The 21,200-nt window shown below is 46.1% G+C and carries 21 protein-coding genes; 9 read left to right on the top strand and 12 right to left on the bottom strand.

The window, feature by feature from the left end; translation table 11 throughout:
- The first annotated feature begins 89 nt into the window (after nucleotides 1-89).
- Complete coding sequence (locus ABJ081_07210; protein ID MEP6356453.1) at nucleotides 90-683, top strand: YqgE/AlgH family protein; 594 nt, start codon at nucleotides 90-92, stop codon at nucleotides 681-683.
- 4 nt (nucleotides 684-687) lie between these two features.
- Here ABJ081_07210 and ABJ081_07205 read toward each other — a convergent pair whose 3' ends face one another.
- The 8 genes from ABJ081_07205 to coxB form a co-directional block, all read right to left on the bottom strand.
- Nucleotides 688-1,479: an SURF1 family protein gene (locus ABJ081_07205; protein MEP6356452.1), complete on the bottom strand. Its 792-nt coding sequence runs from the start codon at nucleotides 1,477-1,479 to the stop codon at nucleotides 688-690.
- A complete protein-coding gene (locus ABJ081_07200; GenBank protein ID MEP6356451.1) occupies nucleotides 1,472-1,864 on the bottom strand; it encodes a DUF983 domain-containing protein in 393 nt (130 codons plus the stop codon). Before ABJ081_07200 ends, ABJ081_07205 begins: the two co-directional genes overlap by 8 nt.
- A gap of 68 nt (nucleotides 1,865-1,932) precedes the next feature.
- Nucleotides 1,933-2,769 (bottom strand): cytochrome c oxidase subunit 3, encoded by an 837-nt coding sequence (locus ABJ081_07195; protein MEP6356450.1) that lies wholly within the window; start codon nucleotides 2,767-2,769, stop codon nucleotides 1,933-1,935.
- A gap of 35 nt (nucleotides 2,770-2,804) precedes the next feature.
- Nucleotides 2,805-3,416, bottom strand: a complete 612-nt coding sequence (locus ABJ081_07190; protein ID MEP6356449.1) for a cytochrome c oxidase assembly protein — start codon at nucleotides 3,414-3,416, stop codon at nucleotides 2,805-2,807.
- On the bottom strand, nucleotides 3,413-3,559 hold the full coding sequence (locus ABJ081_07185; protein MEP6356448.1) for a hypothetical protein: 147 nt from the start codon (nucleotides 3,557-3,559) through the stop codon (nucleotides 3,413-3,415). Before ABJ081_07185 ends, ABJ081_07190 begins: the two co-directional genes overlap by 4 nt.
- Before the next feature lie 10 nt (nucleotides 3,560-3,569).
- Nucleotides 3,570-4,502 (bottom strand): heme o synthase, encoded by a 933-nt coding sequence (locus ABJ081_07180; protein MEP6356447.1) that lies wholly within the window; start codon nucleotides 4,500-4,502, stop codon nucleotides 3,570-3,572.
- A gap of 83 nt (nucleotides 4,503-4,585) precedes the next feature.
- Nucleotides 4,586-6,217: a cytochrome c oxidase subunit I gene (ctaD, locus tag ABJ081_07175; GenBank protein ID MEP6356446.1), complete on the bottom strand. Its 1,632-nt coding sequence runs from the start codon at nucleotides 6,215-6,217 to the stop codon at nucleotides 4,586-4,588.
- A gap of 32 nt (nucleotides 6,218-6,249) precedes the next feature.
- Nucleotides 6,250-7,173, bottom strand: a complete 924-nt coding sequence (coxB, locus tag ABJ081_07170; GenBank protein ID MEP6356445.1) for a cytochrome c oxidase subunit II — start codon at nucleotides 7,171-7,173, stop codon at nucleotides 6,250-6,252.
- 528 nt (nucleotides 7,174-7,701) lie between these two features.
- On the opposite strand from coxB, the gene ABJ081_07165 reads away from it, so the two are divergent.
- Nucleotides 7,702-8,202 (top strand): invasion associated locus B family protein, encoded by a 501-nt coding sequence (locus tag ABJ081_07165; protein MEP6356444.1) that lies wholly within the window; start codon nucleotides 7,702-7,704, stop codon nucleotides 8,200-8,202.
- Between the two features lie 46 nt (nucleotides 8,203-8,248).
- Nucleotides 8,249-9,688, top strand: coding sequence for a metalloprotease TldD (gene tldD, locus ABJ081_07160; GenBank protein MEP6356443.1), 1,440 nt, complete (start codon nucleotides 8,249-8,251; stop codon nucleotides 9,686-9,688).
- Nucleotides 9,689-9,802: 114 nt separating this feature from the next.
- On the opposite strand, the gene ABJ081_07155 is transcribed toward tldD, so the two are convergent.
- Both ABJ081_07155 and pdxH read right to left on the bottom strand, forming a co-directional pair.
- The gene (locus ABJ081_07155; GenBank protein ID MEP6356442.1) at nucleotides 9,803-11,965 is read right to left on the bottom strand and encodes a methyl-accepting chemotaxis protein; all 2,163 of its coding nucleotides are present in this window, start codon (nucleotides 11,963-11,965) and stop codon (nucleotides 9,803-9,805) included.
- A 198-nt stretch (nucleotides 11,966-12,163) separates the two neighbouring features.
- Nucleotides 12,164-12,766: a pyridoxamine 5'-phosphate oxidase gene (gene pdxH, locus ABJ081_07150; protein ID MEP6356441.1), complete on the bottom strand. Its 603-nt coding sequence runs from the start codon at nucleotides 12,764-12,766 to the stop codon at nucleotides 12,164-12,166.
- Nucleotides 12,767-12,798: 32 nt separating this feature from the next.
- On the opposite strand from pdxH, the gene ABJ081_07145 reads away from it, so the two are divergent.
- Both ABJ081_07145 and ABJ081_07140 read left to right on the top strand, forming a co-directional pair.
- Entirely contained in the window at nucleotides 12,799-13,302 is a 504-nt protein-coding gene (locus ABJ081_07145; GenBank protein MEP6356440.1) for an RT0821/Lpp0805 family surface protein, read from the top strand.
- Nucleotides 13,303-13,434: 132 nt separating this feature from the next.
- Nucleotides 13,435-14,388, top strand: a complete 954-nt coding sequence (locus ABJ081_07140) for a J domain-containing protein (protein MEP6356439.1) — start codon at nucleotides 13,435-13,437, stop codon at nucleotides 14,386-14,388.
- A 4-nt stretch (nucleotides 14,389-14,392) separates the two neighbouring features.
- Here the strand turns inward: ABJ081_07140 and ABJ081_07135 are convergent, their stop codons facing one another.
- The gene (locus ABJ081_07135) at nucleotides 14,393-15,346 is read right to left on the bottom strand and encodes an L-threonylcarbamoyladenylate synthase (GenBank protein ID MEP6356438.1); all 954 of its coding nucleotides are present in this window, start codon (nucleotides 15,344-15,346) and stop codon (nucleotides 14,393-14,395) included.
- Nucleotides 15,347-15,596: 250 nt separating this feature from the next.
- Between ABJ081_07135 and ABJ081_07130 the strand changes: the two genes are divergently transcribed.
- From ABJ081_07130 to ABJ081_07120, 3 genes are read left to right on the top strand one after another with little or no spacing between them, the layout of a single operon-like run.
- On the top strand, nucleotides 15,597-17,405 hold the full coding sequence (locus ABJ081_07130; GenBank protein ID MEP6356437.1) for an acyl-CoA dehydrogenase: 1,809 nt from the start codon (nucleotides 15,597-15,599) through the stop codon (nucleotides 17,403-17,405).
- A 35-nt stretch (nucleotides 17,406-17,440) separates the two neighbouring features.
- Nucleotides 17,441-18,214 carry a crotonase/enoyl-CoA hydratase family protein gene (locus ABJ081_07125; GenBank protein ID MEP6356436.1) on the top strand — a complete coding sequence of 258 codons (774 nt, stop codon included), beginning with the start codon at nucleotides 17,441-17,443 and terminating at the stop codon, nucleotides 18,212-18,214.
- A gap of 11 nt (nucleotides 18,215-18,225) precedes the next feature.
- Complete coding sequence (locus tag ABJ081_07120; protein MEP6356435.1) at nucleotides 18,226-19,098, top strand: NAD(P)-dependent oxidoreductase; 873 nt, start codon at nucleotides 18,226-18,228, stop codon at nucleotides 19,096-19,098.
- Nucleotides 19,099-19,105: 7 nt separating this feature from the next.
- Here the strand turns inward: ABJ081_07120 and ABJ081_07115 are convergent, their stop codons facing one another.
- Nucleotides 19,106-19,939, bottom strand: a complete 834-nt coding sequence (locus ABJ081_07115; GenBank protein ID MEP6356434.1) for a ChbG/HpnK family deacetylase — start codon at nucleotides 19,937-19,939, stop codon at nucleotides 19,106-19,108.
- A 186-nt stretch (nucleotides 19,940-20,125) separates the two neighbouring features.
- Between ABJ081_07115 and ABJ081_07110 the strand changes: the two genes are divergently transcribed.
- Nucleotides 20,126-21,157 carry a glycosyltransferase family 2 protein gene (locus ABJ081_07110; GenBank protein ID MEP6356433.1) on the top strand — a complete coding sequence of 344 codons (1,032 nt, stop codon included), beginning with the start codon at nucleotides 20,126-20,128 and terminating at the stop codon, nucleotides 21,155-21,157.
- The last annotated feature ends 43 nt before the right edge of the window (nucleotides 21,158-21,200 follow it).

The raw sequence follows: 21,200 nt of genomic DNA, 5'->3' as shown, positions 1-21,200 counted from the left end.
ATGAATTTTAAGTGAGCGATGTGACTTTAAAGAAATTTCGACTAAGTTTTCACTATCTCCACTTTCCACATGCCGTTAGACTATATTTTATGATGAACAATACGATCACATCACTGAAGGGCCAAATACTGATTGCCATGCCCAGCATGGAAGACAGCCGCTTCCACAAAACAGTTATCTATATTTGCGAGCATACAGAAGACGGGACAATGGGCATCGTCTTAAACCGTGCAATGAAAGACATGTCATTCAGTGATATTCTGGAACAAGTGCAAGTGCTTGGTGATAAAGACGATATGCCAGAGCCAAGTGGTGCGCCCGAGATTACGGTACACCGTGGCGGGCCGGTTGAGACTGGACGTGGCTTTGTCCTTCATACCGACGACTACCACATCGAAGACAGTACACACCGTATCAACGACAAAGTTAGTCTGACTGAGACACTTGAGATTTTAAAAGTTTTGGCGCGTGGTGAAGGCCCGAAGAAAGCATTTTTCGCCCTTGGATATGCCGGATGGTCCGCAGGACAACTTGAAAGTGAAATCCAGCAAAATAGCTGGCTGAACAGTGAAGCTACTCATGATTTGATTTTTAATTCTAATCCCGAAGCTAAATATGATGCAGCCCTTGCACATTTAGGAATAGACCCTGCCCTACTTTCAACCAGTTCAGGTCACGCTTAAACGCTTACCTGAGTCTTTCCTTATATACGCCTTTTACGCGGCCTATCAGCAAGGCGCCATAAACCCCAATCAAGGTCAACGCTAAGCCATACCACGTTATCGCATAAGCCAGATGACTGTTCGGAAAATCAATAATCGTGACGCCGCCAACCGGCAAAGATACGTCTATTTTTTTATTCTCATAGACAAAGAATGGATGCAGCTCATCGGCACTGTAGCCTGCCTCATTGCGCATCAATGCAAGTTCCCGCCAGAAGAAAATATTAGCCTCAACATCATTATCAGGAATGAAACTGTTTGGTTTTTCTACATCTGGCCAACGAAAAAGGCCCGTAATTGTGACTTCACCAGAGGTCAAGCTGTCAGGCCGCGTCTCTTGTGCTTTTTTATCGTCGGGAACAAAGCCTCGATTAACAAAGACGATACTCGGTGATGCCGCTTTGGCTGCGTTTATTTTCAATGGCGTATAGACATGAAACCCTGATGCACCATCAAGCGTTGCAAAATAGAAATACTCTTTGGAGTGGTCGAATGTGCCAACCACGCTCACGGGCTGATATTCAATATCATTGTCCGTGCCCCTTAACTCAGTTTGAGCCGGTATCACGTCCTCCAATGGAACTGGCGGACTTGCGATTTGTGCCTCAACTCTGGCAATCAGTGCCTCTTTCCAAGACAGCCTTTTGACTTGCCAGGAGCCAAGCGCAATCAACACACCAAGCGCGGTGATTGCGGCAATTGTCAAAAAGAAGAAGCTGCGTGTGAAAACGGCAGATTTAACATGTGTCTCAGCCATCTTCATTTTCACTGCCATCCAGCAGGCCTTCATGAGCGTTATTTCTGTATTGTAGGGCAATCATAACCCCTTTGAGCGGCCTCAAGAAGCCCAAAGATAGAATTATGATGGTAGGCAACCACAATACCGCATGAACCCAGTAAGCGGGTTGATAAGTTAGCTCGACATATAAAAACAAGGTGCCAACAATAAAGCCGACGAATAAAATAATGAAAATTGCGGGACCATCACCTGAATCAGTAAAAGTCAAATCTAATCGGCATGCTCGACATGTCTTCTTTATTGAAAGAAAGCCATCAAATAATTTGCCTTCCCCACACCTTGGGCAACGGCCACGAAGACCGACACCAAAGGGGGATTGTGCAGGATAATGATGCGCGTCCATATATCTCTCGCTCAAATGAAAAGGGGCGCAGAAAACCGCACCCCTTTGAATCATAATTTGTGTTGGCCTTAATGACCTATATGGCCACCGAAGTTGCCCCAAACATAAACGGCAGCAAAAAGGAACAACCATACAACATCCACGAAGTGCCAATACCAAGCGGCAGACTCAAAGCCGAAATGCTGTTCTGGTTTGAAATGACCTTTGATTGCACGAAGCAAACAAATGAGAAGGAATACTGTACCAACAAAAACATGGAAACCGTGGAAGCCTGTGGCCATATAGAACGTAGCGCCATAAATGCTGTCGGAGAATCCGAAAGGTGCAGCAGCATATTCATAGATCTGCACCGCAGAGAAAATTGCGCCAAGAATAATTGTACAAATCAGACCAAGCTTCAAACTCTCACGATCATTATGCAAAAGCGCATGGTGTGCCCATGTAACCGTTGTGCCCGAAAGAAGCAGAATCACTGTATTGAACAGCGGCAAATGCCATGGATCTAGAACAGTTAGATCATGTGGAGGCCAAACACCCCCTGTGTGTTCAACACGAGCAAACTGGATCGCCTCATTTGCAAAAAGACTTGCATCAAAGAAAGCCCAGAACCACGCAACGAAGAACATAACCTCTGATGCAATAAACAAAATCATGCCATAGCGCAGATGCATCTGAACGACTTTTGTGTGATCGCCGCTATGCGCTTCGTGTATGACATCGCTCCACCAGCCAAACATTGTGTAAAGCACACCGATCAAGCCAAGGATCATGATGTAAATCGGACCGTCATGCATATATGTAACGGCGCCAACAGCCATAACGAGTGCTGAGATAGAACCAATCAAAGGCCATGGGCTTGGATCAATGATGTGGTAGTCGTGATTTGTAGAATGTGAGTCAGACATGGTTCACCTAGTTTCTAATGCCGCATACGCAGCGTTTATTGTATTCGTTTTTGCTCGTTTTCTTGCAATTGTGCAAGTGTCTCTTCGTCTATTTCACTAGGAAAAAACGTATATGATAATGTTATTGTTCCAACATCTTTGACATCAGGGTCATTGACATACTCAGGGTCGATGAAAAAAATCACCGGCATCGATTGAGTTTCGCCTGCTAAAAGCGCTTGATCTGTAAAACAGAAGCATTCAAGCTTATTGAAATAAGCACCTGCAGACGGCGGCGACACATTGAAGGAAGCCGTGGCTCCAACAGGCACGCTATCAACATTTCTGATGATATAATTGGCTTGTTGTGTTTCGCCTATTTTGACTTTCATTTTTGTGACTTCAGGGTCAAACTCCCAAGGAAGGCCCGAACCAACATTCGCATCAAAGCGAACGGTAATCTCGTGATCCAACACTTTGTCGGCTGGCGCATCTGCCCGTTGTGTTGTCCCGCCATAGCCTGTCACCTGACAAAAGATTTCATAAAGTGGCACAGCCGCATAAGCCATCCCAACCATGCCAACGACAAAACAAACACAGGCAGTCGCAACAGAACGATTCGCCTTTTGGTTTTTAGATTTGTCGTTATTCTCTAATTTGAGTTTCATGATGCGACACTATCCGGGAAAAATTTCACAACTGTTACGATATAAAAAAGAACAACCAGAGCAGCCAAGGCCAAGCCAACGGCTACCGAGCGTCTTTTGCGGCGACGCTGTTCCTCTGGGGTGAGTTCTATAAGATCATCCATCAAATCGACCTCAAATCCCAAACAATGACATAACAGGGCTCAATAAAAGCGCTGAGAATAACAGGAACAAATACCAAATTGAAAATCCAAACAGCCGCTTTTCGGCTTTCATGTTATCATCACCTGCTTTGTACCAAACCTGAACCGTACGCCACACGAAGATTGCACCAAGCACAGTCGCAATAACGCCATAAAGCGCGCCGGCAAATCCGAAATACCAAGGCAGCACACCACTGATCGCCAGAGGTACTGAATAGAGAAGCATTTGAAAACGAGTGGATTTTTCACCGGCCACATTGGGCAACATTGGCATACCAATGACTTCGTAATCACGCATTTTAAATAAAGCCAATGCCCAAAAATGCGGCGGGGTCCACAAAAAGATGACGGCGAATAAAACCCATGCTTCAACAGGCGCAGAACCTGTGACCGCCGCCCAACCCACAACAGGAGGAAAGGCACCAGCAGCACCGCCGATAACAATGTTTTGCGGCGTCGCACGTTTCAACCACATCGTGTAGATGACGGCATAAAAGAAGATTGTGAACGCCAGCAAGCCCGCTGCAAGCCAATTGGCCGCAAGCCCAAGAAGCATGACTGAAAAAGTAGAAAGCACAAGACCAAGTCCCAAAGCCTCGCCTTTTGTTGCACGGCCAGAAGGGATCGGACGTTTAGCTGTTCTGGTCATCTGCCCATCAATATCTGCGTCATACCACATATTCAGCGCACCCGAAGCGCCAGCGCCAACCGCAATGCACAGCAAGGCAATAGCACTTAAAACTGGGTGTAGATTTCCTTGAGGTGCCAGCACTATACCGACAAAAGCTGTAAAGATAACCAGCGACATAACCCGAGGTTTCAACAGCTCGAAATAATCCTTTGGCTCAGCTAGTGAAAGGTGAGCCGTGGGTTCGGTTTCTGTTTTTACATCAATGGATGACATCAGCCGTTTTTGCCCCTTATATGGCATGGTCGCCAACTAATAAGAGCGGCGGCCATATGTTTTATTGCAATATTATAATTGCCTTACTTAATGCGCGGCAGTTTTTCCCATTGGTGGAAAGGTGGTGGTGATGGAAGTTGCCACTCAAGTGTGGTAGCGCCCTCGCCCCAAGGATTATCACCTGCAACGCGTTTTTTAGCGAAAGCTTCAAAAACGCCAAAAAGGAAAACAAACACACCAAAGGCTGACAGATAAGACCCATAAGATGAAACAAGGTTCCAACCTGCATAGGCATCAGGGTAATCAGCATAGTGACGTGGCATACCAGCAAGACCAAGGAAGTGCTGCGGGAAGAAGACCACATTCACGCCAACAAATGTAATCCAGAAGTGCGCCCGCGCAATAAAGCTTGAGTACATATAGCCTGTCATTTTAGGGAACCAATAATACCAAGCCGCAAAGATTGCGAACACAGCACCAAGTGACAGAACATAATGGAAGTGTGCCACAACGTAATATGTATCGTGGTAGGCGCGATCGAGACCAGCATTGGCAAGCTGCACACCTGTCACACCACCAACGGTGAACAGGAAGATGAAACCGATTGCCCAAATCATCGGTGTGCGGAATTCGATTGAACCGCCCCACATTGTCGCAATCCAAGAGAAGATTTTAACGCCGGTCGGTACCGCAATCACCATGGTGGCAATCACGAAATAAGCCTGTGTATTGACGCTCAAGCCCACCGTAAACATGTGGTGCGCCCAAACGATAAAGCCAACCACGCCAATCGCAACCATCGCGTAAGCCATTCCAAGATAGCCAAAGATTGGTTTTTTCGAGAAGGTCGAGACGATATGCGAGATGATGCCGAAACCGGGCAAGATCAATATATAAACTTCAGGGTGACCAAAGAACCAGAACAAATGCTGGAATAAAATTGGATCGCCGCCGCCTTCAGGTGCGAAGAAGGTTGTTCCAAAATTTCGGTCTGTCAGAAGCATTGTGATTGCGCCGGCAAGCACTGGCAAAGACAGAAGCAGAAGGAAGGCTGTAATCAAAACCGACCATGCGAACAAAGGCATTTTATGAAGCGTCATGCCCGGCGCACGCATATTAAAGATTGTTGTGATGAAGTTGATGGCGCCAAGGATAGAAGAAGCACCAGCAATGTGAAGGGATAAAATAGCCAAATCCATCGCGGGACCAGGCTGGGCAGACGTTGTGAGTGGCGGATAGATGAACCAGCCAGAGCCAACACCCGTGTTATCTCCAACACCATTAGACACAAACATGGAGCCAACAAGTAAGATAAGCGCCGGTGGCAAAAGCCAAAATGAGATATTGTTCATGCGCGGAAACGCCATATCTGGCGCGCCGATCATAATCGGTACAAACCAGTTCGCAAAACCGCCAATCAATGCTGGCATCACCATGAAGAAGATCATGATAAGCCCATGGCCTGTCACAAACACATTATAAACGTGAGTATTGCCAAAAAATTGCAAACCCGGTTCAGCAAGTTCAAGCCTCATACCAACGGAGAGCGCTCCACCAATGATACCGGAGAAAATCGCAAATATCAGATAAAGCGTTCCAATATCTTTGTGGTTGGTTGAATAAAACCATCGCTTAAAAAACGTAGGTTTATGTTCATCGTGATAACCACCCTCGGTTTTTGCCGTCATTTCTATTTCCTCGTCGGTACTGGTCATTTAACGACCATCAAATCTAATTTATTTAGCGCTTATTTATTCGCCACTTTAATTGTCTCATCGAGTTGAGCTGAAGCTAGGATTTCCCAGCTCAAGTCCAAGCTCTCGCTCGCTGTTGCAGCCCAATCATCAAAAGTGCTCTCATCGACCACACGTATGGCAATTGGCATGAAAGAGTGACCTGCATAGCCTTCACCGGCACCACAAATCTGCGAACACTGACCATAATAAAGGCCTTCTTTCTCAGCTTTAAACCAACCAGAGTTCAAACGACCAGGCACGGCATCAATCTTGATGCCGAATGACGGCATTGCAAAAGAATGCAGCACATCGCCTGATGTAACATCAAGCCGCACGACCTTGCCCAAAGGCACAACCAGCTCTGCATCGACGGCTAGAAGGCGCGGATAGTTTTCAATCCCATCGCCGCGCTCAAGCGCCATATCTTTATGGGCGGCCAGATTATATCCATCATCGCCGACAGGAAGCATAGATGAGACATATTCATCAATTTCATAATCAGGGTATTCATAACCCCAGTTCCACTGATAGCCGGTGATCTTGATCGTTAAATCGGCTTCAGGGATAACTTGCTGTGCATAGAGCAGGCGAATAGATGGCGCTACAATAATCATCAAAATAATAATCGGCGCTACAGTCCAGACAATTTCAATTGCAGTGTTGTGTGTTGTTTTAGAAGCAACTGGATTGGCTTTTGAATTGTATTTGACAAAAATGATGGCTAACAACACCACCACGAAAAGAGTAATCACCGTTATGATTACGAGCGTGAACCAATTCAGCCAGACAATATCTTCCATGATGGGCGTCACAGCATTTTGAAAACCAGTTTGCCACGCCTCAGGTTGTTGCGCCGATGCGCTGAATGCAAACACAATTGCCGTAATAAATGTAAATGCGCCAATTAATGATTGGGCCGCACGATCAAATGACATCTTCAAGGTGTCTTCTCCTCGTTTTTCTAACCACAAACCTGAAAATATTTCATTCTTCATATTTGCGCAACGTTAGACCGTAATAGAGCCCGTGATGGACCCTTAGTTGTTATAACCTACATCAGCGAATGGCTGTTGAAAATACGACAAATAGACCATGTCGTTTTTCATAAAGTACATATACATCTTGGCATCTGACCATGTGAAGTCAATGATACTTTTTTAAAAGCCCCGCCTTAATATGGCTGTACAACATATTAGACAGGAAAGGACAACGTGTTTCTTCACAAATTCATCGACAAAGAGTCGCACAATCAACAAATTTCTTATCTAGGTTATATAAAATTTAGCTCCAAGAAAGCTATCATTGTAAGAAATAGCGATTTATTTCAATGAGATGACCCATTATTCCTACGAAATCACACCAAGAATTTCCATAAATGGTTCCAATCCAAAGCATATTCATGTTGAAATGGTAAAAATAACGCCGATTCGAAAGCACCTATTATGAAACCCCGTATTTTAATGATGCTCCTTGTTGCATCGCTCGTCTTGCCTGTCGCTACACTATTCAGCAATCCAGCCTTGGCACAAGGTGAAGTGAAGGAAATCCATGGTGGCTGGGAGATAAGATGCGAAACACCCGCTGGCGCACGCTCTGAACAATGCGCGATGATTCAATTTGTCGTTGCAGAAAACCGCCCCAATGTGGGCCTTACCGTCATCATATTAAAAACGGCTGACAAACAATCACATGTTCTTCGCGTGTTAGCACCCTTGGGCGTGCTGCTTCCCTCCGGTCTTGGTTTGCGAATTGATGAACAAAACCTTGGCAATGCTTCTTTTGTACGCTGCTTGCAGGATGGTGGCTGTGTTGCGGAAATTGTCATGGATGAAAAATTGATCGACCAGATGAAAAAGGGCAATCTTGCTACTTTTGTGATTTTTCAAACACCAGAAGAAGGAATCGGCATACCGATTGAACTCAAAGGTTTTACCGCAGGCTTTAATGCACTAGATAAGTTGTGATCTTAGGCTCCTGCCCCTAGACGACACTCCAAATTTGGAAACCACTATGGCTGATAATGACGCTCCTTCACCCGATCTATCGCTTTTTGACAATAGTGATCTGACCCGAGAACAAGCAACGGCACTCGTTGGCGAAGCACTTTCGGGCGCTGATGATGGCGAGCTTTATCTTGAATATGCGCAATCAGAATCGCTTATGTTTGATAATGGACGATTGAAATCAGCATCGTTCAATACCGATCACGGCTTTGGTCTTCGCGCTGTAGCAGGTGAAGCCGCTGGTTATGCGCATTCCGGTGAAGTGTCTGTTGCTAGCCTAAAACGATCAATTGATGCCGTGCAAGCTGTCAAAACTGGTCACACGGGCAGTTACGCAAGCCCGCCTGCCCGCACCAACCGTCAACTCTACACGTCACAAAATCCTATTGGCGAGCCAACTTTTGAAGAAAAAGTTGCCCTGCTACAGGAAATCGACGCCTATGCCCGAGACAAAGACCACCGCGTTCGACAAGTGTCAGCCTCAGTTGCCGCAAGCTGGCAAGTTGTTGAGATCTTACGCGGGGATGGACATTATGTTCGCGATGTGCGCCCGATGGTCAGACTGAATATGTCTGTGGTTGCCGGTGAAGGCGACAGACAAGAAACGGGCAGTCACGGCACTGGTGGGCGCACGACATTTAGCGACTTTCTGATTACCGAAAACTGGCAGGCTGGTGTTGATGAAGCGCTGCGTCAGGCGCTTGTCAATCTTGAAGCTGTGCCAGCACCTGCTGGTGAAATGGACGTTGTGCTTGGCGCAGGTTGGCCGGGTATTTTGTTGCATGAAGCCGTTGGTCATGGACTAGAAGGTGATTTCAATCGGAAAAAAACATCCGCTTTTGCCGGTTTGATGGGCGAAATGGTAGCCTCTCCCGGCGTCACTGTCGTGGATGATGGCACCATTAACGACAGACGCGGATCTCTTTCTATCGATGATGAAGGCACGCCAACAAATCGTACAGTTTTGATTGAGGATGGTCGTCTGGTCGGATTTATGCAGGACAGACAAAACGCTCGCCTCATGGGTGTCGAACCTACGGGTAACGGACGACGTCAATCTTATGCCCATATCCCAATGCCACGCATGACAAATACCATCATGCTAGATGGACAACACGAGCCTGATGAAATTCTATCATCCGTGAAAAAAGGCCTCTATGCCGTCTCTTTCGGTGGCGGTCAGGTTGATATCACATCCGGTAAATTCGTTTTCGAATGCACCGAGGCTTATATGCTGGAAGATGGCAAAATCGGCGCCCCCGTTAAAGGGGCAATGATTATAGGCAATGGACCAGATGCAATGCGCAAAGTACCAATGATCGGCAATGACTTGAAACTTGATCCAGGAATTGGAACTTGTGGCAAACAGGGGCAAGGCGTGCCAGTTGGTGTTGGTCAGCCCACCATGCGCATTGATGCAATCACCGTCGGCGGAACCGCCCTATAAAGTCACTGGCGCTACCGCACTATAATTATGACACTATAATTGAGCGCAAACAAAAACCCCTTCTGCGATCTGCTAGAAGGGGTTTTAATTATTGTCGAGATACTTATTACTCGATTAGGCGGCTCTGATATCATCCAGAAACGATGTAATCTCTGATTGCAAAGTCGACGATTGATCCGCCAAATTGCCAGCCGCATCGAGAACATCGTTTGCCATTTTACCTGTATCTTGGGATGCCCGCGTCACATCACCGATACTCTCCGTGACATTTTCAGTGCGTTTAGCAACATCAATCATGTTTTGAGCAATATTAGATGTCGCTGAATCTTGCTGCTGTACTGCTGATGCGATCGCAGAAGAACTGGTGTTTACCTGTTCTACAACCTCACCAATTTTTTCAATGGCGGATACTGAATTACCGGTTGCTGTACGAATATCACCAATTTGCTGGCTGATTTCTTCTGTCGCTTTTGCTGTTTGGCTTGCAAGCTCTTTAACTTCGGTTGCAACAACCGCGAAGCCTTTACCCATCTCACCTGCGCGTGCAGCCTCAATGGTTGCGTTCAAGGCAAGAAGGTTTGTTTGTTCTGCAATATCAGAGATCAGCGTTACAACATCGCCAACTTTTTCAGCCAATGAAACAAGACCACTGACTTCCTTATTGGCATTTTCAACTTCAACCACAGCCGCCTCTGCCGCTGAGCGAGATTGTTTTGCATCATTCGCAATCGCCGCAATAGATGAGCGCAATTGCTCTGAAGCCGTAGATACTGTCTGAATATTGGATGCAGCAGCGCTAGCAGATTCTGATACTGTTCCGGCTTGTGAATTTGTTTGTTCAGCAATTGCAGAAAGAGCAACTGAAGAATCTTTCATACCCTGTGATGACTTAGAAAATGATTCCAGAAGATCGGAAACCATTGTGCTAAATACGTTAATGCGGGATTCAACGCGCTCAGTACGCTTACGATCCTCTTGACGTTTCCCGTCTCGCTCTAAATCAGCCGCCGCTTTCTCATTCATCGTATCACGAAAGACTTGAAGGGCACGCGCTATATCTCCTACTTCATCTCCACGCTCAGCAGCATGAATCTCAACATCTGTGTTGCCTTTACTCAATTCTTCCATAGCCTTCGTCGTATCAGACAATGGACGAGTAATTGTATTTGATACCCAATAACCAAAAGCGCCTATGATGGACAATAAAACCAGCACTTCAATGATTATCTCGTTGCGCAACCTAATAACCGGCGCGACTATTTCTGCCTTATTAATCGCCGCGACCATGGCCCAGGTAATACCATTGAAGCTAACTTTTTCTGCTGTAATTTCATAGCTGCCTTTGCGATAATTTGTGGTTACCTCAAAGCCAATTTTACCATCGAACGCATCACGAATGGCGCTAGACTCAACTTTCTTTTGGAGAATTTCGTCTGAATTAATGAAACGCGATGCGCTTCTAACCAAATTATCTGTTCCGACGAGGAATGTCTCACCGCTCTCACCCAAACCTGTCTCAGGTGTCATAACCGCATTAATGCGCTCAATCGGCATTTGGAAAACCAGAACGCCTGTTTTCTCACCATCACCATTAATCAACGGCGTCGATAAAAAACTTGCCGGTGCGCCATGGCTTGGCGAATAAGGTTTAAAATCAAAGAAATGCAGTGATTCTTTGGTTGAACTTCCAGCCGCTGCACGGAAAGCATTACCAAGATCAGTGTCTTTATACTTACCCGTAATTACATTTGTTGCGTAATCAAGCTCTTTGAAAACGGAATAAACAAGGTTACCCTCAAGATCAAAAAGAAAAATATCATAGTAACCACGCTTCTCTAGAAATGTACGAAACCACGGATGGTAGGTTGCATGTGCAGAGTCATATATTGTTCCGGTATCAGCAACATCAAGTTTTTCTTTTGATCCAAGTGGGTGCGGATTATTATTGATATAAGCATCTTGAAGTGTCTTTTCGACATCATCGCCCATTGATAGCCAAGCATCATGGAAGGCTTTTTCTGCCTGGTAAGTAAAGGGATTAGAAGCAACTGAGATAATGTCTTCTTGAATGGAATGCAAATAAATATTAAGAGTAGCTTTTCTGTTTTCCAACACGCCCAACACTGCATCTTCAGCGTTTTTAATAGCAACTTTAGAAGCCGTGCTATAACTTAAAAAACCTAAACCTAACGCCAAAACAGTTGCTGATAATACAATCAAGATTGGCATTTTTATTGAAATTTTTACATTGTTTAATTTCTTGCTCAAATTGAACATCGTTTATCTATTCCCCACTCGTACTGTATTTTTCGTGGCACAAATATGCCTTTGTATGGGAATATGGTTAGTAATGGTTAATTCAATCTAAATACATACCCTCATGGATCGTATAATTTTGCGCATGCAATAGTTTTCTTACAAAAAGCAATAGTCTTCTATCAAACTCATACCAATCGAGTAAGTTTGATAGAAAAATTAGGGATACCATCTTTGCTGCTGCCAGTTTTGTGACAAATCAGAGCGCTGAAAAATACAACGATCATGCAGCCGGAAGTCGCCATCTTGCCAAAATTCAATATAGAGAGGCTTTATGCGGGTGCCCTTCCAATAATCAGGGCGCGGTATGTCTTGATTTATATATTTTTCTTCAAGAGCGGCCACCGCGTCCATCATAGTTTGACGACTATCCAGTGGACGGGATTGTTTGGATGCCCAAGCGCCAAGCTGGCTGAGACGAGGCCTTGATGCAAAATAATCATCAGCTTCAACATCACTCACTTGTTCCGTAATACCGCGAATTCGAATTTGCTTTCTCAAGCTTTTCCAATGGAAACTTACCGCCGCTTTCTTCGCTGACAATACCTCCTCACCTTTCTGGCTTTCCATATTGGTATAAAAAACAAACCCCCGCTCATCCCAATCTTTCAACAGGACAATGCGAACATTTGGCATCCCATTGGAATCAACGCTGGACAAAGCCATAGCATTTGGGTCATTAAGTTCGTGAGCTTTTGCTTGGTTGACCCACTGTTCAAAAGTTTTGAATGGATTTGTTTCTTCTAGAAAATTATCTGTCATTAACTTTTTTATTGCCATAATAGGTATTATTGTTGAGTCATAATGTTGTAATTCGGAATTTAATGCGCAAGAACTTTGGCATATTAATGGGGCTGTCAGCAAGTTTATCACTTGCTATGCTTGGAGGCTGTTCAATAGCTGGTTTTGGACCAGAAGTGGACAATATTTCAACGCAAGCAGTCATCGCTACCAACAGTACAAACATTCTTCAAGAAACGGTTGACCCATCCGATTGGGAAAAAGTGCGCTTAACGATGGGCTCAGCACTTACAACCCAACCTGCGGGAGAGCCATTGGCTTGGCATAACGATATTACGGGAACTGCTGGTTCAATTGTGACAATGGACGTAAAATCGGATGAAAAAGGTCGTTTTTGCAGAACTTTTTCAACAACACTGAACGGTATCGGCGGCGTATCACAGTATCGTGGTGATGCATGCAGAAAAAAAACCGGTGAGATTGAACTTGTCAATCTGACGCCTTTTAATGCCGTAGTTGAAGTTGCTACACCAAAAGGCGACAATAATATCCAATAATGGGTATTAATCTTGGATTACGAGATAATAATCCGTGACCAAGATTAGGTATTATTCAAAACAAACATTTATTTTTGCTGATGAAACGCCTACATGGTTGAGTAACATATTAATTTGGGCTACTCGCCAATTATGAACGATCCTTATTCAACCCTCGGTGTTACTAAAGCCGCAGATGAGCGCGAAATAAAGAGCGCCTTTCGTAAGCTTGCGAAAAAATATCACCCAGACCAAAATACCGATAATCCAAAAGCTCAAGAAAAATTCTCTGAGATAAATACCGCTTACGAGATTTTAGGCGATAAAGACAAACGCGGCCAATTTGATCGTGGCGAGATAGATGCCGATGGCAAACCGAGAGGCTTTAGTGGCGGCGACCCTTTTGGTGGCGCAGGCCCATTTGGTGGTGGTGCGCGCCAACAACGCTCAACAGGCGGCGGGTTTTCAGCAGAAGATATTTTAAGCGAAATCTTTGGCGGCCAACGCAGTGCTAGATCTAGTGCAGGCAATCCTTTTGGTGGCGCGAATAGGGCTTCGCAAACCCAAGCCGCCCACACAGGTGAAGATGTCAGTGTATCTATTCAGGTTAGCCTTGAAGAACTTGGCAAGACAGAAAAAGTCCGCCTTGAAATGCCAAATGGCAAAACACTCTCAGTCGCCTTACCTGCAGGCGTTGAAGATGGACAAATCATGCGATTGCGTGGGCAAGGCGAAAAAGGGTTACGCGGGCCAGCCGGTGATGCGCTTGTGACCATCAACATCAAGAAACATCCTCTCTTCAAACGCGATGGCGAGACCTTGCGGATTGATGTGCCAATAACTCTTTATGAAGCCGTTTTAGGTGCCAAGGTAAAAGTCCCCACATTGTCTGGGCAGGTCGCCCTTGGCATACCCAAAGGCGGAAACGGTGGTCAGGTATTACGCATCAAAGAGCGCGGCATTTTGAAAAAGAACGGCACGAGAGGTGACATTCTAGCGACTTTGCGCATTGTCTTACCCGATGATGGAACGAGCGATCTTGAAACCATGATGCAGGTCTGGCGTGACCAACGGCCTTATAAAGTGCGCGGTCCGGGCTTCGACTAACTGTTCATTTGCGCGGTGCAGCTGCGCGTCGAAGACGATCATTAATGGCAATCCCAAGACCGACTTCCGGTATAGGTGCAACAGCAATATGGCGCGCTTTCTTTTCATCAAAAACAGAAAGACAAGCAAATAATCGCGCGGCTGCTTCTCGCAAGTCACCACTCTCACTCAATGAATAACAAGTGCGAGCTGAAAGCTTGGAGTTTCCAAAATTAAGCGCGCCGTCTTCATCAGCTACCTGCGTTGCATTAAGTCGGAGCTGACCAATGGGCGCATAATGCGAGGCAAGTTGACCGGGCGCAACAATCGGACTGTCGGCACTAGCACTTTGTACTCTAGCACCCAAAACCTGCTCTAACATCTCAATTTCCACACCACCGGGCCTGAGAAGTATCGGCTGATCTTCTTGAAAAGAGATGATGGTGGATTCGACACCAAAATCGCATGGGCCACCATCAATGATGAGATCTATCAATCCATCTAATTGCGATTGCACATGATGCGCTGTTGTGGGGCTAATACGCCCTGAAAGATTGGCACTAGGCGCCGCAATGGGCTTATTGAGTGCAGAAATAAGTGGACTGCTGACGCCATTTGGTACGCGCAACGCAATGCTATCAAGTCCGGCGCGCACCAAAGGGGATATCCCCCCTTCCTCGCGATAAGGCACCACAAGTGTTAAGGGCCCCGGCCAAAAGTGATCTGCCGCTTTTTGCGCTACGGCAGAGAAGTGGCCATATCTCAGAGCCATCTCCACAGTGCTGCAATGAGCAATCAACGGGTTAAAATTTGGCCGCCCCTTCGCCTCATATATACGCGCCACCGCTTCGCCATTGGTTGCATCAGCTGCCAGCCCGTAAACGGTTTCTGTTGGAATGGCCACCAGACCACCCGCTCGAAACACCGCCAATGCCTTATTTATTGTGTTTAAATCCGATGCTTTTAAGATCGCAGTCATCGTTCAACCCTAACAGTCCGTCGCATCTTGAGTTTTATGGGAGATTTGATTTGAAAAAACTTCATGAAATACGGCACCAACTTAATTGACGTTTACGTAAACGTAATTTACTTTATAACTCGGTACCATTGGTATACCCTCAAGACAATTCTGTGATTGTTTAGGGAACAATAGTCAGCCAGAATGCGAATACAACATGTTTGTGATCGATTGGGAGTATCGTCACATATAACAATCAAGGGAGAGTTCAATGTATAATGCGCCGGTCAATGAAATTGCATTTACCCTGAAGACCGTCATCGGCATGCAGAAAGATATTGATAATGGCACCTTTGGCGATCTCTCCGAAGATCTTGTTGATGCCATTTTGGAAGAAGCAGCAAAATTTGCGAACGATGAAATCGCCCCCCTTAATGCAATTGGCGATCAAGCCGGCATTACCCTTGAAAACGCAATATTAACAACACCTAAGGGCTTTCCCGCCACCTATAAAACGTGGTGCGAGGCGGGATGGAATGGCTTGATCGGTCCAGAAGAATTTGGCGGTCAAGGCCTACCTATTACAATGCAGGTTGCGACCGGTGAAATGTGGAATGCAGCCAATCTTGCCTTTTCGCTTTGTGCTTTATTGACCGCTGGCGCCATTGAAGCAGTGACACTGCATGGCAGCGATAGCCTGAAGGCCACCTATCTGGAAAAACTCATTTCAGGCGAATGGACCGGCACTATGAACTTGACTGAGCCACAGGCTGGTTCTGATTTATCAGCCCTTCGCTCACGAGCCGAGCCGCAAGGTGACGGTACTTATCGGATATTTGGTCAAAAAATTTACATTACCTTCGGTGAACACGATATGGCCGATAACATCTGCCATTTGGTACTTGCCCGTCTGCCCGATGCGCCAGAAGGTGTGAAGGGTATTTCCTTGTTTATGGTGCCTAAATTCATCCCAAATGAAGACGGGACAGTGGGCGCACGCAATGATGTTTTTTGTAGCGGTATTGAACATAAACTCGGCATTCACGCCTCCCCCACCTGCACGATGATTTTTGGTGACGATCACGCGGTCAATGATACTGGCAAAGCGGGCGCTCTCGGCTGGCTTATCGGGCATGAGAATGACGGACTTTCCTGTATGTTCACCATGATGAACAACGCGAGGCTGAATGTGGGTGTCCAAGGCGCAGGTATTGGCGAACGTGCTTATCAACAAGCCCTCGCTTATGCCAATGAACGCAAACAAGGCAGTTCGCCCCTGAACACTGAGGGCGGTATGGCGCCTATTGTTATGCATCCTGATGTGACACGAAATTTAATGACCATGCGTAGTATGGTTCAAGCATCACGCGCTTTATGCTTTGCCTGCGCTTATGCGCTTGATATGGCCGAACATGCCCCAGAAGAAGAACGTTCGTTCTGGCAAACTCGCGGCGACCTCCTAACCCCCCTTGCAAAGTCCTATTCAACTGATAGCGCTGTTGAAGTAGCCTCCATCGGAATACAAATTCATGGTGGCATGGGATTTGTTGAAGAAACTGGTGCTGCGCAACACTTACGCGATGCTCGTATTTTACCTATTTATGAGGGCACCAATGGTATTCAGGCAATCGACCTTGTAGGGCGAAAGCTACAGGTAGATGGGGGCGTCAATGCTAAAGCCTTCATTAGCGAGATGCGCCAGATTGCCAGTGATGTGAGCGCCTCAAATCAAGCCGAGTTTGGGACAATTGCCGCGCGCCTTACCTCAAGCCTCGATGATTTGGATGCGACAACCGAGTTTATGCTTGATTGTCTTTCTAATAAGAAAATAGCTGATGCCATGGCGGGCGCGACGCCGTATCAAAAACTCTTCGCCCTCACCGCTGGCCTTGCCTATCATGCGAAAGGCGCATTAGGCTCTTCTCAAGCATCCGACAAAACATCCGATGATGTGTTGCGTATTACATCGGCGCGATTTTTTGCTGAAAATATAGCAATAGAAACAGCCGCGCTGCGGCTCTGTGTTCTTGAGGGCGCGGATGGTGTTTTGGCAGCAACGAGTGAGCTTTTAACAAACTAGGAAACCGAGCTAAGAAACCGAGCAGGAAACAGAAAATGAGCGACGATATTGTCATCAGCGATTCCGGCACCATCAAAACCATTCGCTTCAACCGTGTGGAAAAGAAAAATGCCATTACGCAAGCCATGTATACCGCGCTTGCTGATGCGATTGATGATGCGCAAACTCAAGGATGTCCCGCCCTTATTTTCCTAGGACAGCCCAATGTTTTTTGTGCAGGCAACGACATCATAGACTTCATGACAACCGCCATGTCGTCCAACTTTTCGGATAGCCCCGTGATCCGTTTTTTACGAACCTTAGCCACATGCAAAATACCCATGATTGCAGGCGTTGATGGCTTGGCCATTGGTGTCGGCACAACCATGTTGATGCATTGTGATATGGTTTTTGCCACTACGCGCACCACCTTGAAGACACCGTTTCTCAATCTTGGCCTCGTGCCTGAAGCTGGTTCTAGCCTGATTGCACCACGCATCATGGGCCAACAACGGGCCTTTGAAATGCTTGTGATGGGCGAAACATTTTCGGCTGATGCAGCGTATCGTGCCGGCCTGGTCAATCATGTTGTTGATGAGAGCAGTTTGGAAGAGCGGGTGATGGAAGCGGCGAATAAACTTGCAGCACTTCCCCCCGAAGCCCTGCATCTGTCACGCGGGTTATTGCGCGGTAGTGAAGATGAAATATTGCAAAGAATTGACGAGGAAGCGGTTTTATTTGCGCAACGCCTAAAGTCAGATGAGGCGCGCGAAGCCTTCACCGCTTTCATGGAAAAACGACCACCCAACTTTACCAAATCCAGTGCCTAGAGGAGAAATACATGTCCAATCTCAAAGATAAAACATTATTCATCACCGGCGCTTCGCGCGGTATAGGCAAAGCGATTGCTCTTCGTGCGGCTCACGACGGGGCGAATGTGGTTATTGCCGCCAAAACTGCTGAGGCGCACCCAAAGTTAGACGGAACAATTTTTACTGCTGCTGAAGAGATTGAAGCTGCTGGCGGCAACGCGCTGCCGCTTGTGGTTGATGTTCGCGACGAAGACAATGTTGCAAGCGCCTTGAAAAAAGCTTCAGATAAATTTGGTGGCATTGATATTCTCATCAACAATGCCTCTGCCATCAATTTAGCCAATACTGAAAAGTTAGAAATGAAGCGCTATGATTTGATGAACAGCATCAACGCACGCGGCACCTTCATGACCACGAAGCTGGCTGTTCCTTACCTGAAAGAAGCAGCTAATCCGCATGTGATCATGCTGTCACCACCGCTCGATATGTCAACACATTGGTTCGCTCCGCATGTAGGCTACTCCATCGCGAAATATGGCATGAGTTTGTGTGTCTTGGGGTTTGCTGGCGAATTTAAAAGATATGGCATTGGTGTGAATGCCCTTTGGCCACGCACCACTATCGCCACTGCTGCTGTTGGCAATTTGTTGGGTGGCGATGCCATGATGCAAGCCAGCCGCACACCTGACATTCTAGCCGATGCCGCTCATGCAATGCTGATGAAAAACTCAAAAGAATTCACAGGTAACTTCATTATTGATGATACATTTTTGGCAGGCGAAGGCGTGACAGACTTTGACAAATACCGCGTTGATGGAACCGTGTCATTGATGCCAGACTTCTTTGTTCCTGCTGACATGACACCACCTGATTGCGTTAATTTAAAACCAATTAATAAATAAAATAAACTTATTTTAAGTTATATATTGAATCTGACCTCGAAAGCACCTCAAATTCATCAATTCTTCGCGCCGCAATCGGATCCCAAATACTGTCATTGTCACTTTTCAATCCTGGATGACACATGATCACAGCCCACTCCTTTTGAGCTGCGGCTAAAGACACCCAGACCTGCATCAGATCAGCAAAATTTTCATTTTTATTGAAGTCATTAATGCCATAGAAAACTGGATTGGTTTTGACGCCCTCTTGCTGGAGCTTTTGCGCCATATGTTTAGCAAGATATGAGATAATGAATACCCGTGCGGATGCCCGTGTGGATGGCAAACCGCACGCACGCAGTCGCGCACTGTCTGCATGACAACTACGCACCCATCCCTTGTCCTGAAACTTGGTTTTAGCAAGCTCGACAACTGCCTCACGTAGTTGAGGAAAGAGATGAACATGCTGGTGGCCGTCCATAAAATCTGGCGCTTTGCCTACGGTCTCAACAAAGCACTGCCATTGGCGAGCCATCTCATCATGCAGCTCTCGCACATCCAACAGACGGAGATGACTTTTCAGAAGGAGCACTCCTACTGACGGCAATTCGCCCTTCGGTGCTAACTTTTTCATTGACCCAAGCGGTTGATATTCTGTGAAGGTAAGATGAAGGCCGATTTCAACCTTGATAGGCGCTGCTTCACAGGCCTTCATCAGCATAGGCAGGCCTTTAGAAAATTCTGCGCCACCCACCATACAGCTCACAGCGTTCAACCGACCCGCTTTAACGAGCCTGATAATCCCTTCATTGACTGCAGAATTCAAACCGAAGTCATCCGCACATAGTGTCAAAAGCGGCAATAGATCTCTCTCTTATGCGTGTTTTCAGCAACAAAATAATGAAATTTCAAGGCTGCCGTCAAAGTCATAACCATTCAGCCTCACTCCCCTATGAATATCATCAAAAATAAGTTACTTTCTTTTATGTCCAAAGCGATAGTTTTTCTTTATAAAGAAATGAATATATAGAGTTCTTTTAAGGGTACCATGTTAACACCACATCCATCTTTAAAAACAAAAAATTCAATCAGGGATTTTGATAAATCCCTTTCTGTCGTGGTGCCAAGTTATAACGAGGCAAGCAATGTTGAGCCGTTCCTAGAACGCCTGTCTGCGGTAATGAACGAGATAGGCTTGCCCTACGAGATTGTTTTTGTCGATGATGGCAGCAACGATAATACGGCAGAACGCATCATTGCCGCTCGCCGCAATAATCATGCAATTAAGCTTGTTCGCTTCAGTCGTAATTTTGGCAAAGAAGCTGCTCTTAACGCAGGATTGGCTCATGCAACAGGGGATGCGGTTATTCAAATTGATGCCGATCTTCAACACCCACCGGAAGTCCTGATCGACTTTGTGCGCGAATGGCGTGATGGCGGCGAAATAGTCTATGGCTCACGCAAATCACGTAATGACGATGATTTTATGCGCCGCTTATTGACTAAAAGCTTCTATCGGATTTTTTCAGCCATATCAGATGTGAAACTGATGCAAGGGCTTGGTGATTTTCTATTGATTGACCGAAAGGTCGTTAAAGCTATTTTATCACTGCCTGAGCGCGAGCGTTTTACGAAAGGGCTTTACGCTTGGGTTGGCTTTAAGCGTGTGCCCGTTCCCTTTGAGGTTGCACCGCGCGCAAACGGCGTATCAGCGTGGAGCATTTTCAAACTGTTCCAATTTTCCCTCAAAGGCATCACATCGTTTGGTTCTGTTCCCCTAAAAGTGTGGACCTATATCGGCCTATTATTGTCGGTATCTTCTGTTACTTATGCGACTTACATTTTGCTAGATCGCGCCTTATACGGAACCAATGTACCCGGTTACCCATCATTGATGGCGGCGATATGTTTTTTCTCTGGCGTTCAACTTCTTGGACTTGGGATCGTTGGAGAATATTTGAGCCGCGTCTTGGCAGAAGTTAAACAGCGCCCTCTTTATCTGGTACAAGAAACAGCAGGGTTCAGCGAAGATGAAGTAGAGGCAATAGAAAGCACGCAAGAAAAAAGACTTGCCTCGTGATATCAGTTGATACTGTCTGCAAGCATAGATCTAACCTGCCGGA

Source organism: Hyphomicrobiales bacterium, assembly GCA_039989895.1.
In the GTDB taxonomy this organism is placed as follows: Bacteria; Pseudomonadota; Alphaproteobacteria; order Rhizobiales; family JACESI01; genus JACESI01.
Note: the sequence above shows the minus strand (reverse complement) of the source record. Positions and strands in the feature narration are given on the sequence as shown.